The following is a 13,289-nucleotide window of genomic DNA, read 5'->3' as shown; positions in this document are numbered from 1 at the left end:
AAAGGAGATCATCCGTGTCCCGATCCCGCCTCCCCGCCGACGAACTCGACGCCCGCGCCGACCGGCGCAGCGCCCACCTGTACGCGACTGACGCCCAGTTCCGTGCCACCGCGCCCCTGGACGCCGTCACCGAGGCGATCCGGCGCCCCGACCTGCCGCTCGCCGAGCTGGTGGCCACCGTGCTGGAGGCGTACGCCGACCGCCCCGCCCTCGGCGAGCGTGCCACCGAGCCGGTCACCGACCCGCAGACGGGCCGCACCACGCTGCGCCTGCTGCCCAGCTTCGACACGCTCACCTACGGCGAACTCCGCGAGCGGGTGGACGCGGTGGCCTCCGAGTGGCGCCACCATCCCGAAACCCCGCTGGGCCCCGGAGACTTCGTCGCCCTCCTCGGGCCCACGAGTGCCGAGTACGCCGTGGCGGACCTCGCCTGCGTCCGCTCCGGCGCGGTCTCCGTCCCCCTGCAGTCGGGTGCGTCGGCGGCACAGCTGGCCCCCGTCGTGGAGCAGTCCGGACCGCGCCTGCTCGTGGCGGACCTGGCCCAGCTGGACGTTGCCCTCGAGCTCGCGGCGCGCGCCCCCTCGCTGGGCAGGATCGTCGTCATCGGCCACCGCCCCGAGGCCACCGCCCACCAGGAGCAGCTGGAGTCCGCGCGCGCCCGGCTCGCGGCGCGGGGCCGGGGAGTGGCCCTGGACACCCTGGCGTCGACCGTCGAGCGGGGAAGGACGCTGCCGTCGCTCCCCCGGGTCCCCGACGGGTCGGCGCCCGACGCGCTGAGCGCGCTGATCTACACCTCGGGGAGTACCGGCACTCCCAAGGGGGCCGTGTACACCGAGCGGCTGGTCCGGCAGTTCTGGGTCGACTTCGTGCCCGGCCAACCGGTGCGGCCCGCCATCGTGCTCAACTACCTGCCGTTAAGTCACATGGTGGGCAGGGGAGTGCTGTTCGGGACGCTGGCCAAGGGGGGCCTGGCCTGTTTCACGGCGTCGGGTGACCTGTCGACGCTCCTCGAGGACCTCTCCCTGGTCCGTCCCACCGAGATCGTCCTGGTTCCGCGCATCTCCGACATGCTCTTCCAGCACTACCGGGCGGAGTCGTCCCGCCGGAGCGGGACGGCCGGCGATGCGGCCGACGGGACGGCCGACGGTGCGGCCGACGGGACGGCCGACGGTGCGGCCGACGAGACGGCCGGCGATGCGGCCGACGGGACGGTCGGCGGGACGGCCGGCGATGCGGCTGGGGGTGCGGCCGACGAGCAGCTGATGGCGGAGCTGCGGGAGGAGGTCATGGGCGGCCGCCTCCTCACGGCCGTCAGCGCCTCGGCCCCGCCGAGCGCCGAGACGACGGCCTTCATCGAGGACTGCTTCCGCGTCAGGCTGCTCGACGGCTACGGGTCGACGGAAGGCGGCGTCGTCACCCTCGACGGCCGGGTACAGCGCCCGCCGGTGACCGACCACAAGCTGGTCGACGTACCCGAACTGGGCTACTTCGGCACCGACGCGCCGTACCCCAGGGGCGAACTGCTGATCAGGTCCGACCGGCTCGTCCCCGGGTACTACCGGCGACCGGACGCCACCTCGGAGGTCTTCGACGAGGACGGCTTCTACCGCACGGGCGACATCATGGCCCGGGTCGGCCCCGATGAACTGCGCTACGTCGAGCGCCGCTCCAACGTCCTCAAGCTGTCGCAGGGCGAATTCGTCGCCGTCTCCCGCCTGGAGGCGCTCTTCGACGCCAGTCCGTCCGTCCGGCAGATCTTCCTGTACGGAAGTGGCACCCGCGCCCATCTGCTCGCGGTCGTCGTGCCGACGCAGGAGGCCCTCGACCGGGTCGACGGGGACGCCCGGCGCCTGCGGCCGGTCCTGCGGGAGTCCCTGCGGAGGCTCGCCGCCGAGGAGGGGCTGAACTCCTACGAGATCCCGCGGGACGTCCTGGTCGAGACCGAGCCGTTCACCCAGGAGAACGGGCTGCTCTCCGGGGTGCGCAAGCCGTTGCGGCCGGCCCTGACGAAGCGCTACGGCGAGCGTCTCGAGGCGCTGTACGCCGAGCTGGCCGACCGTGAGGCGGAGGAGGTCCGGACGCTGCGCCGGCTCTCCTCCGGCCGGCCGGTACCCGCGACGGTGCTCAGGGCCGCGCAGGCGGTCCTCGGGTTGGAGGAGGGCGTCGTGGAGCCCGGCACGCGCTTCCTCGAACTCGGCGGGGACAGCCTCACGGCGCTGTCGTTCTCCGGGCTGCTGAAGGAGGTCTTCGGCGTCGACGTCCCCGTCGACGTGATCATCGGCCCGGTCAACTCGCTGGAGCGGGTGGCCGATCACGTCGAGCGGGCGCTCGCGGCAGAACACCGCCGTCCCACCGCCGACAGCGTGCACGGCCCGGACGCGACGCGACTCGACGCCGCCCAGCTGCGGCTGGACGCGTTCCTCGACGCGCGGACCGTCGAGCACGCCGCACGGCGACGGCCGACCGGTCCGCTGCCCGAGGCCCGGACCGTCCTGCTGACCGGTGCCAACGGCTACCTGGGCCGCTTCCTGTGCCTCGAGTGGCTCGAGCGCGTGGCGGAGCGCGGTGGCACGCTGGTCAGCGTGGTCCGCGGCTCCTCCGCCGAGGAGGCCCGGGCACGCCTCGACGCGGCCTTCGACAGCGGTGACCCGGAACTCCTGGAGCGCTACCGGAAGTCCGCAGCCCGGCACCTCCGGGTGGTCGCCGGCGACATCGGGGAACCGGGTCTCGGACTCGACGAGGAGACCTGGCAGTGGCTGGCCGACACGGTGGACCTGATCGTCCACCCGGCGGCACTGGTCAACCACGTCCTGCCCTACGGCCAGCTGTTCGGCCCCAACGTCCTGGGCACGGCCGAACTGATCAGGCTCGCGGTCACCTCCCGGACCAAGCAGTTCACCTACCTGTCGACGGTCGCCGTCGTCTCCGGGAACGCGGCGGCTGCCGAGGAGTCGGCGGACATCCGCACCGCGTGCGGGGTACGCGACCTCGACGGCGACTACGCCGACGGCTACGCGGCCAGCAAATGGGCCGGCGAGGTGCTGCTGCGGGAGGCGCACGAGGCCTTCGGCCTGCCGGTCGCCGTCTTCCGCTCGAACATGATCCTCGCGCACCCGCGCTACCGCGGTCAGCTCAACGTCCCGGACGTCTTCACCCGCCTCGTGCTCAGCCTGCTGGCGACGGGCATCGCACCCGGCAGCTTCTACGCCCGGGGCGCCGGAACGGGCGCCGGCGCCGGTAGCGCCACCGCCACCGGCGACGACCGCGGACACTTCGACGCACTCCCGGTGGACTTCACCGCGCGGGCCGTCACCGCGCTCGGCGACGACGCACGCGAGGGCCACCGGACGTACAACGTGGTCAACCCGCACGAGGACGGCATCTCGCTCGACACGGTCGTCGACTGGCTGATGGCGGACGGACATCCCCTGACACGTGTCCAGGACCACGCCGAGTGGGCCGACCGCTTCGAGACCGCCCTACGCGCCCTGCCCGACCGCCGGAGGCAGCACTCGGTGCTCCCGCTGCTGCACGCCTTCGCCGAGCCGGCGCAGCCGCTCTCCGGATCCGCCCTGCCGGCCGACCGGTTCCGTGCGGCGGTCCGGGCGGCAGCCCTCGGCGACGAGCACGACATCCCCCGGCTGTCAGCGGACCTGATCACCAAGTACGTGGCCGACCTCCGGGCGCACAGCCTGATCTGACACCACCCGTGACTGCCGCGGGGTCCGCCCGAGCCGACGGGCCCCGCGGCCCCTCGACCCGCCGGCCGCGCGGAAAACGAGGTGCCGGAACCGGGGGCGAGTCCCTACCCTCGGCCCCATGCCCCGCGAATCCGCCCTGCTGAACGTCATCGACGTCGAAGCCACCTGCTGGGACGGGCAACCGCCGCCCGGTTCCGTGCACGAGATCATCGAGATCGGCCTGACCGTCGTGGACGTCCCGGCGCGGCGCCGGGTGTCCCGGCACCGGATCCTGGTCCGCCCCGTCCGGTCGGCGGTCAGCGACTTCTGCACCGAACTCACCGGACTGACACAGGCCGAGGTCGAACGGGGCGTCGGCTTCGCGCAGGCGTGCCGGATCCTCGCCGAGGAGCACGGCGCCGGCGAGCGCCCCTGGGCGAGCTGGGGAGAGTACGACCGCCGGCAGTTCGCCCGGCAGAGCCAGGCCGACGGGGTGGCCTACCCGTTCGGCTATCCGACGGAGCGCACCCACACCAACGCCAAGGCCGTCTTCACCGCGGCCCACGGCCTGCGCAGGAAGCCCGGCATGGCCCAGGCCCTGCAGATCGCCGGGCTTCCCCTCGAAGGCCGCCACCACAGCGGCGAGGACGACGCCTGGAACATCGCCGCACTCGTCCTCGACCTGGCGGCCCGCGGCGCCTGGCCGGCCCCGGGCGGGGTCGGCTCACGACAGTAGGCCGGTGTCGACAGTGGACCAGTGGGGCCGGTTCGTGACGAGTGTCGGGGCAGGGGCAGGGGCAGGGGCAGGGGCAGGGGCAGGAGCAGGGGCAGGAACGGGAGTGGGAGCGGGGAGGCCGCCATGATGGTCGGGTCGCGGAGCGGGTTCGGACTGGAGTTCCACGTCGAACGGGACCCGGGGCTGCTGTGCGTCGACGTCTTCGTCGGCGGGCTCCACGTGAACACCTGGGACAACGCGTTCTACCCGCCGCTGCTGGTCAAGAAGCTCGGGGACGAGCTCGGCCGCTTCCGCACGCCGACCGCGCCGCCGGCGGGGTTCACCTCGCCGTCCGAGTCCTTCCTCGCGGCCGAGCGCTGGATGGACGACGACGCCCGTCCCGGGACCGGATCCGGTCCCGAGGAGGCACTCGCGCGGTGCGTCTTCCTGGAATGGGGGGAGTGCACCGACGGGGTGACGGCGCTCGCGTTCCCCGACGGGGACCGGGTGCACCTCGCCTGTCGGGCACGCGGTGGAGGCGGTCCCGCCCGGGGCACCGAGGCCCGGCACGAGCCGACGGTGGTGTCGTTGAGCCGGACGGCGCTCGTCGAGACGCTGGAGCGCGGCCTGGTCATCGCCGAACGCGAGTGGTCCGCCCGGCGAGCCGCCATGGACGACCGCACATGACGGTGGGCCAGGGCGCCGGCACGGGGAAGGCGTCATCGGCGAGCGCCGCGTCGACGGCACCGTCCACGTGGTCCCTGTGGCCCGGTGACGGCTTCTAGGATCTGTGCCATGGCAACACGACTCGTGCAGATCAACATGAAGGCCCTGGACGACGCCGCGCTGGGGCGCTTCTGGGCGGAGGCGCTCGGTTGGGGCGTCGACAGCGAGGGGCCCGGCGTGACCAACCTCGAACCCGTGGGCTTCGCCTACCCCGACCCGGCGGCGATCTGCATCGACCTGGTCGCCCGCCCGGAGCCCAAGACGGTGAAGAACCGGGTGCACCTCGACCTGGCCACCACCTCGCCCGCGCACCAGGCGGAGTTGGTCGCGCGGCTGAAGGACCTCGGCGCGACGCTCGCCGACGTGGGCCAGGGCGACGTGCCCTGGACGGTCATGGCCGACCCGGAGGGCAACGAGTTCTGCGTCCTGGAACCCCGGCCGGAGTACCAGGGCGTCGGGCTGGTCGCCGCGGTGGTGGTCGACTGCACCGACCCGCGGGAGATGGCCCGGTTCTGGGACGCGGCGATGGACTGGACGCTGCACGAGGTCACCGACGAGTTCGCGTCGCTGCGCTCCGCGGCGGGCGTCGGCCCCTACCTGGAGTTCGTCCGCACCCCCGACGCCAAGACCGTGTGGAACCGCGTCCACCTCGACGTCCGCCCCTACCCCGGCGACGACCCGGCGGCGGAGGAGGCCCGGCTGCGCGCCCTGGGCGCCACCGACCCGGGCATCGACCAGTCCGCGATCTCCTGGACGGTCCTGGCCGACCCGGAGGGCAACGAGTTCTGCCTGCTCAGCCCGCGCTGACGTCGGGCGACGGGCCCGCGGGGCTGTGTCGCGAGGGGAGCTCAGGCCCCGCCTCGCGAAACAGCCCCGCGAAACAGCCCCGCGGAACAGCCTCGTGGAACAGCCTCGTGGAACAGCCCCGCGGAACAGCCTCGCAGGGATGCAGGATCGCCGGACCACCGGCCTGTCCGGTGATCGGACTACCGGAGCGTCGCGAGGACGCCGCGGGCAGGCGTTCCGTCCGGCCAGGTCCACCCGGCGACGAGGCTCACGGGCGTTCCGTCAGCGGCCTCCGTCGGCCGCAGGACGCGGTTGAGGCGGACGTCGCGGCCGTCCGCGAGGCCCGTTCCGTGCACGGTGACGGTCGGGTCGGGGGTGTCACTCTCGCGCTGGTGCTGCGGGATCGCCTCGCCGCGCAGCAGGGCGCGCAACTGCGCCGTCACCACCGGGTCGTGGACGCCGTCGTAGATCCACCGGGTGCCGAGCACACCGTGCTCGGAGGTGCCGATCAGGGCCTCGCCCGGCACCCCCTCCAACGCCGCGCCGCGGTAGCCCATCGGTACGAGGTAGGCCACCGGCTCCTGCGCGGTAGCGTCGCTCCGCCGTCCGGCGTGCGCAAGGCGGGCGCCCTCGACGCGGGTTCCCTGGAGCGGATCGCCGAGCTGATCCGGTCGGGCGAGCTCACGGTTCCGATCGCGGCGACCTTCCCGGTCGAGCGGATCCGCGAGGCCGTGGTGATGCAGGCCGAGAGGCACGTCCACGGAAAGCTGGTCATAGCGTTGTGAACCGGCGCAGGACCGCCCGGGGAGAATCCGCTGAGAGCGTGACGAATCCACAGGGGCGGTGCGACCGGCACCACTTAGGCTGGAGGGGTGAGCACTCATGCGTCGAACGAAGCCCGCGTCATCCCCCTGCGTCCGCAGGCCGCGCAGCCCGGTTCCGGTGGGGAGGGTCGTGCCCCGCAGCGCCCGGCGGGGGCCCAGGATGCGCCCGCGCCGAGGGAGCCGCTCTGGCGGGACCTGGTCGGCGACGTGCTGCGGCGCGAACGGCTCGCGCAGGAGCGCACCTTGAAGGACGTCGCGGAGGCGGCCCGGATCTCCATGCCGTACCTCTCGGAGCTGGAGCGCGGGCGCAAGGAGGCCTCCTCCGAGGTGCTCGCGGCCGCGGCGCGGGCCCTCGGCCTCGGCCTCGGTGACCTGCTCTCGCTCGCCCAGGAGGACCTGGCCCGGTACGCCCGGCCCGCCGCGGCCGCGCCCCGGGTCGGCAGGGTGGGGCAGCCGGGTCGGGCGGTCCACCGCCGTCCGTCGTCCACGACGCCGTACAACGGGCTCTGCCTCGTCGCGTGAGCGGCGTCGGCACTGCCTGACCGGGCCGCCGACCGGTGCGGCGGGACGCCGCCGCGTCCCCGCCGCACCGCCCGGCGGCCGTGTGCGGCGGGGGCGGTCCGGACCTACGCGAACGGCAGCCGCCGGCTCAGCACCTCGTCGGCGAGCCCGTAGGCGACGGCCTCCTCGGCGGTGAGCACCTTCTCCCGGTCCATGTCCGCGCGCAGCGTCGCCGGGTCGTGCCGGGTGTGACGGGACAGCACCTCCTCCACCTGCGCGCGGATGCGGACCACCTCCTTCGCCGCGAGGCTGAGGTCGGAGACCGTCCCCTGCCGGCCGCCGCTGGCGGGCTGGCCGAGCAGCACCCGTGCGTGCTGGAGCACGAACCGCCGCCCCGGGTCCCCACCGGCCAGCAGCACGGCCGCCGTGGACGCCGCCTGCCCGACGCAGAACGTGGAGATCGGCGACTGCACGAAGGTCATCGTGTCGTAGATCGCCATCAGCGAAGTGAACGATCCACCGGGCGAGTTGAGGTAGATCGAGATCTCCCGCTCCGGGTTCGCCGACTCCAGGTGCAGGAGCTGCGCGATGACGACGTTGGCGACGCCGTCGTCGATCTCGGTGCCGAGGAAGATGATCCGCTCGTTCAGCAGCCGGCTGAAGACGTCGTACGTCCGCTCGCCCTGCGCGGTGCGCTCGATGACGTAGGGAACCGTGTACGAGCCCATGTCACAGCCCCATCCGTCGGCGGGACGAGGCCGGGCGGATGTCGGCGACCGACTCCACCACCCGGTCCACCATCCCGTACTCGCGGGCCTGTTCGGCCGTGAACCAGCGGTCCCGGTCGCCGTCCCGGGCGATCGTCTCCTCGCTCTGCCCGGTGTGCTCGGCGGTGATCCGCTCGATCGCCTTCTTGGTGAACTGGAGGTTCTCCGCCTGGATCTCGATGTCCGCCGCGGTGCCGCCGATGCCGGCCGACGGCTGGTGCATCATGATCCGCGCGTTCGGCAGCGCGAACCGCTTGCCGGCCGCCCCCACCGTCAGCAGGAACTGGCCCATGCTGGCGGCGAAACCCATCGCCAGCGTCGAGACGTCGTTCGGGATGAGCCGCATGGTGTCGTAGATGGCGAGCCCCGCGGTGACGGAACCCCCCGGGCTGTTGATGTACAGGCTGATGTCGGTCCGCGGGTCCTCCGCGGAGAGCAGCAGCAGCTGCGCGCACACCCGGTTGGCCGACACGTCGTCGACCTGGGTGCCGAGCAGGACGATCCGCTGGGCGAGCAGCTGCGCCGCGAGGTGGTCGTCGAAGGGGCTGGGAGGGGTGTCGCCCTCCTGCGCGCGGGGCGCACGGGCGGTGAGCGGACTCATCTGGTCTCTCCTCGTCGGGGCGGGGAAGCTGTCCACTCCACTCTTGACCCCGGGGGCGGCCCGGATACCGTTCCTCTGCCCGCCGCAGATTCGCTACGGGCAGAGGCGGTGGGCGGAGCGGTGGCCCCGGGCCGCCCCTCCCGGCGGGTGCGGGAGGCCACGGCCCGGCCACTGGCGACACGTCAACCGGTGTGAGCCGTCAGCACCCGTGCCGCGGCGGCGAGGAAGGCGCGCACCCGCGGCGCGGTGCGGCCGGCCGGGACGGCCAGGCAGGTGCGCACCGGTGGGGCGTCGGTGACCGGCAGGTAGACCAGGTCCGCCCGGGAGTACATCGCCGCCACACTGGCCGGCACCAGCGCGACGCCGGCGCCCAGCGCGATGACCTCGAACTTCTCGTCCAGCGAGGAGGTGCGCCGCCGGGGCTCGGCGTTGAGCAGGGTCTCCCCGGCCAGGTCGGCGGTGGTGATCGCGGCGCGGCGGGCCAGCGGGTGGGCGGCCGGGAGGCAGGCGACCCTGGTCTCCTCGCCGACCGGCAACAGCCGCAGCCCGGTGGTGTCGAAGGGTTCCCGCAGGTAGCCGACGTGGGCGCGGCCGTCGCGCAACGGCCGTTCCTGCTCCCACCACGGCACGCCGAGCGGCTCGACCTCCACCCCCGGGTGCTCGGCGGTGAAGGCCCGCACCGCCTCGGCGACCAGCAGCCCCGGCGCGAAGGCGACCACCAGCCGCTCCCCGCCGTGCGCGGCCTCGTTCACCCTGCGCACCGCGGCGTCCACCGCCCCGAACACGTCCTTGCACTCGGCCTGCAGCTGCTCGCCCGCCGGGGTGAGCTCGACGCTGCGGGTGGTGCGCCGCAGCAGCGCGCAGCCGAGTTCCTGCTCCAGCGCCCGGATCTGCCGGCTCAGCACCGGCTGCGCGATGTACAGCGCCTGCGCGGCGCGGCCGAAGTGCCGGTGCTCGGCGACCGCGGCGAAGTAGCGCAGCTTGCGCAGGTCCAGATCCATACCTCAAGGGTATCAATGGGCTGCGAAGGGTATTGGACCCCGCAGACGCCCGGCGCGCAGCATCGAAGCATGATCCTCATCACCACGCCCACCGGCGACATCGGCAGCCAGCTCGTCCGGATGCTCCTCGACAGCACCGACACGGCACTCCGCGTGATCGCCCGCGACCCCGCCCGCATCCCCGCCGGCCTGCGCGACCGCATCGACGTGGTCACCGGCTCGCACTACGACCCTGCGGTACTGGACCGCGCCCTCGACGGCGTGGATGCCCTCTTCTGGAACGCCGCGCCCAACCCGGCCGCCGCCACCCTGGACGAGGTCTACGCCAGGGCCGCCGCCACCGCCGCCGGGCTGCTGGCCGCGCACGGCACCGGCCACGTGGTGACCGTCTCCGCGCTGGGCCGCGGCACCTCGCACCAGGCCGACGCGGGCCTGGTCACCGCCTCCCTCGCCATGGACGACGCACTCTCCGCCGCCGTCCCGAACTTCCGTGCCCTGGCCAACGCCTCCTTCATGGACAACCTGCTGCGCCAGACCGCCCAGCTCCGCGACACCGGCGTCTTCTCCGGCCCCATGTCGGCGCAGTCGCGCCAACCCACCGTCGCCACCCGTGACATCGCCGCGGCGGCGGCCCGGCTCCTGCTCGACCGCGCCTGGACCGGCTCCGCCGAGGAGCCCCTGCTCGGCCCGGAGGACCTCTCCCCCGACGAGCAGGCCGCGACCGTCTCCGCCGTCCTGGGCCGTCAGGTGACCTACCGTCAGGAGCCCCTGGACTCCGTCGAGACCCGCTTCCTGGGCTTCGGCGCGTCACCGGCCTTCGCCGGCGGCATGGCCGCCATGGTCCGCGCCAAGGCCGAACACGGCCTCGACACCGGCATCCCGCGCACCCCGGCGGCGGCCACGGCCGCCCCCACCACCTTCCACCAGTGGTGCGAGCGGGTCCTGAAGCCCGCCCTGGAGCACAGCTGACCGCGCGCCGGCCCCGAACGCCCCTGACCCTCACGGGTTCCGGCCCCGCTCCGGGCGGAGCGGGGCCGGCCCCGCCTCAGGCAGGGGGATAGGGGTGGAGAGCCCGCCGAAGGGGCCGTGGCGGAGACCTGCCGGGAGCCGAGCCCGGCTGGGCGCGGGTCCGCGTCCTCGGCAGAGCACCGCGAGGTGCCGTTCCCGAAGGTGTTCGACGTCGCCGGTGTGCTGACACGCCCGCCGCCCGAAACCTCCTCGCACAGGCGACCAGTCGAACGGGTGAATCCGGAGACAGATACGCCCTGCGTGACCTCCTCACCCACGAGGGTGTCCGCAGCCGCCTCTCGCCGAATCGGCGGGTGACGCTCGAACGGGCGCTCGCCGCCTGCGCACTGGACTGTGTCGTTCTGTCCGACACTCTTCGCGATCGACTGGAGGGAGCCCTGGACCGTGCCGCGCACGTGCTCGAAATATCCCTGTTCGACCCAGGATCGCCCGAAAGAAATCCACTTGAACGGCGCGCTCGAACAGCACCATCATCGGCCACCTCCCCATAGGTGAAGCCGTCCAACTCGACTGCCTGACAGTGCACTTGCTCTGCACAGGGTTGACGGGCGGTTTCGGATGCCCGAATACCTTGCGCCCGGAGGTAGCGCCGTGAACATCCAGACCTTCAGTGCCAGGATCCGGCCTCCCCGCCGACCGGCTGTGCCCACCCGTGACACCGAGGAGCCCTGCCAGTGATCGACTTCGGAACACTCACAGACCTGGCCGTCCGCGAAGGCATCGAACGGATCGGCGTCGGTGTCGTGGTGCGCGACGCATCGGGCCGGATCCTGATGATCCGCCGAGCCCCGCACGACGTCCTTTCCGGCCTCTGGGAGTACCCGGGCGGCGCCCGGGAGGCCGGGGAGAGCATCCCGGCCGGCGCGGCCCGCGAACTCACCGAGGAGACGGGGCTCACCGGGTGGCCGCTGGAGTACGCCCGGCACCTCGACTTCACCGACCAGCGCGGCAGGCGTGTGCGGCAGTTCGTCTTCACCACCGTCGTCCCGGACGGGACCCCGGTGGCCCTCTCCCAGGAGCACGACCACTACCAATGGTCGAGCACGGACGCCCTTCCTACGACCGGCGACGGGCAGCGGGAGGTCGTGGAGTGGCTCGCCCGGCGCCTGGGCATCCCCGGCTGGCGGCCGGTCGGCGGTTACATCACCACCATCGCCCGGCCCACGGCCTACGGCAGCTTCCTGATCACCGACCCGCAGGGCCGCGTCCTCGGCATGCGTTCGACCATCAACCCGGACGTGTGGAACTTTCCCGGCGGCAACGTCGAGCACGGCCGCAGCCCGTTCGCCACCGCGCTGATCGAGGCCGAGGAGGAGCTGGGCCTCGTCCTCGCTGAGGAGAACCCTGAAGTCGTCGCCCAGCGGCGCCTGGTCGCCGTCATCCACGAACAGGCCGGCACCGAGTACCCCGTGCCGGTCTGCGGCTACGTCTTCGACGGCGGTGTCCTCACCCCCGAGCAACAGGCGCGGATCCGGCTCGACCCGGCCGAACACACCGAATGGCGCTTCGAGACCGCCCACGACTGGCGCACGCTCATGGAACCGCACCGCTACCAGCGACTCCGGCAGGTCCTGCGCGCCCACCGTGCCGGTGTCCCGCTCTACCTGGAGCGGCCCGCCCCGCGCGACGACGACTTCGAGGGCGTCCTGGTCTTCGTCACCGACCCCGCCGGCCGGCTGCTGATGCACCAGCGTGAAGACCGGCCTGGCATGCCGTGGCCCGGCTACTGGACCCCGGTCGGCGGCTGGCGCGAGGGTACGGAGACGGACCAGGAGACCGCGGCGCGCGAGGTCGCCGAGGAGGCCGGGATCATCGTCTCCGGCCTGAGACCCCTTCCCAGCCCGCACCGAGACCTCGGCCTCCCGCTCACCCGCGTCCTGCACGCCGTCTGGGACGGAGCCGAAAGCGACCTGCGGCTCGGAGGCGAGGGTCTGGCGGTGCGCATGGTGCCCCTCGACGAGGTCCCGCTGCTCAAGGTCCCGCCCTACATGCAGCACTACCTGCCGCTCCTCGCTGCCGATGTCCCCTCCGGGAGGACCGCGTGAACCCCCACGACCGCGCCCTGCCCCCGGCTGCCGGCGAGGACCCGCTGACACTGGTCGTCGGCGTCCACCTCGTCCTCGTCGAACACGGCGGCGTCCTGCTCGGCCGGCGCCGCAACACCAGCTACGCCGCCGGACTTTGGCACCTGCCGGCCGGGCACATGAAGACCGGCGAGACCGTGACCGGCTCGATGAGCCGCGAGGCCGCCGAGGAACTGGGCATCCGCATCGAGGTGGAGGACCTCGTCCTCGTCCACACGCTGCACCATCTCGACCCGGACGACGACCGCAGCCGCCTCCAGCTCTTCTTCCGCCCCAACCGCTACGACGGCCACGTGCACAACGCCGAGCCGCACAAGTGCGAGGAACTGCGCTGGTGGCCGCTCGACGCGCTGCCGGACGACATCGTGGCCTACACCGCCCACGCGCTCGCCGAGATCACCCGAGGCAATGCCTTGTCCACCGTCGGATGGGTCGCGTGAGCGCCGCCGCGATGCCGGCCGATATCGGCCGGCGGCTGCGCGCGACAGCGGGACGTTACGAGGTTCTGGGCGAACCATCCCCCGTCCGCGCGGGCCACCTGGTCGTATGCGAGGCGGTGGCGCTCGCCCGTGCCC

Annotated in this window: 12 protein-coding genes and 1 pseudogene; 9 read left to right on the top strand and 4 right to left on the bottom strand. The window is 73.2% G+C overall.

Going from position 1 to position 13,289, the window contains the following annotated elements:
- The first annotated feature begins 14 nt into the window (after positions 1–14).
- The 4 genes from ACFYUY_RS07220 to ACFYUY_RS07205 all read left to right on the top strand — a co-directional run bounded on the left by ACFYUY_RS07220 (position 15) and on the right by ACFYUY_RS07205 (position 5,928).
- A complete protein-coding gene (locus ACFYUY_RS07220; RefSeq protein WP_387898768.1) occupies positions 15–3,701 on the top strand; it encodes a thioester reductase domain-containing protein in 3,687 nt (1,228 codons plus the stop codon).
- Between the two features lie 118 nt (positions 3,702–3,819).
- On the top strand, positions 3,820–4,416 hold the full coding sequence (locus tag ACFYUY_RS07215; protein ID WP_387898766.1) for an exonuclease domain-containing protein: 597 nt from the start codon (positions 3,820–3,822) through the stop codon (positions 4,414–4,416).
- A gap of 123 nt (positions 4,417–4,539) precedes the next feature.
- A complete protein-coding gene (locus tag ACFYUY_RS07210; RefSeq protein ID WP_387898764.1) occupies positions 4,540–5,082 on the top strand; it encodes a hypothetical protein in 543 nt (180 codons plus the stop codon).
- A 108-nt stretch (positions 5,083–5,190) separates the two neighbouring features.
- The gene (locus ACFYUY_RS07205) at positions 5,191–5,928 is read left to right on the top strand and encodes a VOC family protein (protein WP_360216437.1); all 738 of its coding nucleotides are present in this window, start codon (positions 5,191–5,193) and stop codon (positions 5,926–5,928) included.
- 179 nt (positions 5,929–6,107) lie between these two features.
- Here the strand turns inward: ACFYUY_RS07205 and ACFYUY_RS07200 are convergent.
- A pseudogene (locus ACFYUY_RS07200) lies at positions 6,108–6,485 on the bottom strand (1,4-alpha-glucan branching protein); the annotation flags it as partial.
- Positions 6,486–6,518: 33 nt separating this feature from the next.
- Here ACFYUY_RS07200 and ACFYUY_RS07195 point away from each other — a divergent pair.
- Complete coding sequence (locus ACFYUY_RS07195) at positions 6,519–6,692, top strand: zinc-binding dehydrogenase (protein WP_387898761.1); 174 nt, start codon at positions 6,519–6,521, stop codon at positions 6,690–6,692.
- 87 nt (positions 6,693–6,779) lie between these two features.
- Positions 6,780–7,253 (top strand): helix-turn-helix transcriptional regulator, encoded by a 474-nt coding sequence (locus ACFYUY_RS07190; RefSeq protein WP_360216428.1) that lies wholly within the window; start codon positions 6,780–6,782, stop codon positions 7,251–7,253.
- A 104-nt stretch (positions 7,254–7,357) separates the two neighbouring features.
- Here the strand turns inward: ACFYUY_RS07190 and ACFYUY_RS07185 are convergent, their stop codons facing one another.
- From ACFYUY_RS07185 to ACFYUY_RS07175, 3 genes are all read right to left on the bottom strand, one after another.
- Positions 7,358–7,960 carry an ATP-dependent Clp protease proteolytic subunit gene (locus tag ACFYUY_RS07185; protein ID WP_360216425.1) on the bottom strand — a complete coding sequence of 201 codons (603 nt, stop codon included), beginning with the start codon at positions 7,958–7,960 and terminating at the stop codon, positions 7,358–7,360.
- Position 7,961: 1 nt separating this feature from the next.
- Positions 7,962–8,600: an ATP-dependent Clp protease proteolytic subunit gene (locus ACFYUY_RS07180; RefSeq protein WP_360216422.1), complete on the bottom strand. Its 639-nt coding sequence runs from the start codon at positions 8,598–8,600 to the stop codon at positions 7,962–7,964.
- Positions 8,601–8,782: 182 nt separating this feature from the next.
- On the bottom strand, positions 8,783–9,601 hold the full coding sequence (locus ACFYUY_RS07175; protein WP_387898756.1) for a LysR family transcriptional regulator: 819 nt from the start codon (positions 9,599–9,601) through the stop codon (positions 8,783–8,785).
- A 69-nt stretch (positions 9,602–9,670) separates the two neighbouring features.
- Here ACFYUY_RS07175 and ACFYUY_RS07170 point away from each other — a divergent pair, with 69 nt between their 5' ends.
- The 3 genes from ACFYUY_RS07170 (at position 9,671) to ACFYUY_RS07160 (ending at position 13,154) form a co-directional block, all read left to right on the top strand.
- Positions 9,671–10,570 (top strand): NAD(P)H-binding protein, encoded by a 900-nt coding sequence (locus ACFYUY_RS07170; protein WP_387898753.1) that lies wholly within the window; start codon positions 9,671–9,673, stop codon positions 10,568–10,570.
- Positions 10,571–11,304: 734 nt separating this feature from the next.
- Positions 11,305–12,675 carry an NUDIX domain-containing protein gene (locus tag ACFYUY_RS07165; RefSeq protein ID WP_387898750.1) on the top strand — a complete coding sequence of 457 codons (1,371 nt, stop codon included), beginning with the start codon at positions 11,305–11,307 and terminating at the stop codon, positions 12,673–12,675.
- Positions 12,672–13,154 (top strand): NUDIX domain-containing protein, encoded by a 483-nt coding sequence (locus ACFYUY_RS07160; RefSeq protein WP_387898745.1) that lies wholly within the window; start codon positions 12,672–12,674, stop codon positions 13,152–13,154. Before ACFYUY_RS07165 ends, ACFYUY_RS07160 begins: the two co-directional genes overlap by 4 nt.
- Positions 13,155–13,289 lie beyond the last annotated feature (135 nt).

Origin of the sequence: Kitasatospora sp. NPDC004745, assembly GCF_042873275.1 — a bacterium.
Lineage (GTDB): Bacteria > Actinomycetota > Actinomycetes > Streptomycetales > Streptomycetaceae > Kitasatospora.
This window is presented reverse-complemented; position numbering and strand designations above follow the sequence as displayed.

Coding starts and splice junctions, on each gene's coding strand:
- ACFYUY_RS07180 (WP_360216422.1), bottom strand. CDS start 8,600: ATGAGTCCGCTCACCGCCCGTGCGCCCCGCGCGCAGGAGGGCGACACC.
- ACFYUY_RS07185 (WP_360216425.1), bottom strand. CDS start 7,960: ATGGGCTCGTACACGGTTCCCTACGTCATCGAGCGCACCGCGCAGGGC.
- ACFYUY_RS07215 (WP_387898766.1), top strand. CDS start 3,820: ATGCCCCGCGAATCCGCCCTGCTGAACGTCATCGACGTCGAAGCCACC.
- ACFYUY_RS07170 (WP_387898753.1), top strand. CDS start 9,671: ATGATCCTCATCACCACGCCCACCGGCGACATCGGCAGCCAGCTCGTC.
- ACFYUY_RS07175 (WP_387898756.1), bottom strand. CDS start 9,601: ATGGATCTGGACCTGCGCAAGCTGCGCTACTTCGCCGCGGTCGCCGAG.
- ACFYUY_RS07205 (WP_360216437.1), top strand. CDS start 5,191: ATGGCAACACGACTCGTGCAGATCAACATGAAGGCCCTGGACGACGCC.
- ACFYUY_RS07210 (WP_387898764.1), top strand. CDS start 4,540: ATGATGGTCGGGTCGCGGAGCGGGTTCGGACTGGAGTTCCACGTCGAA.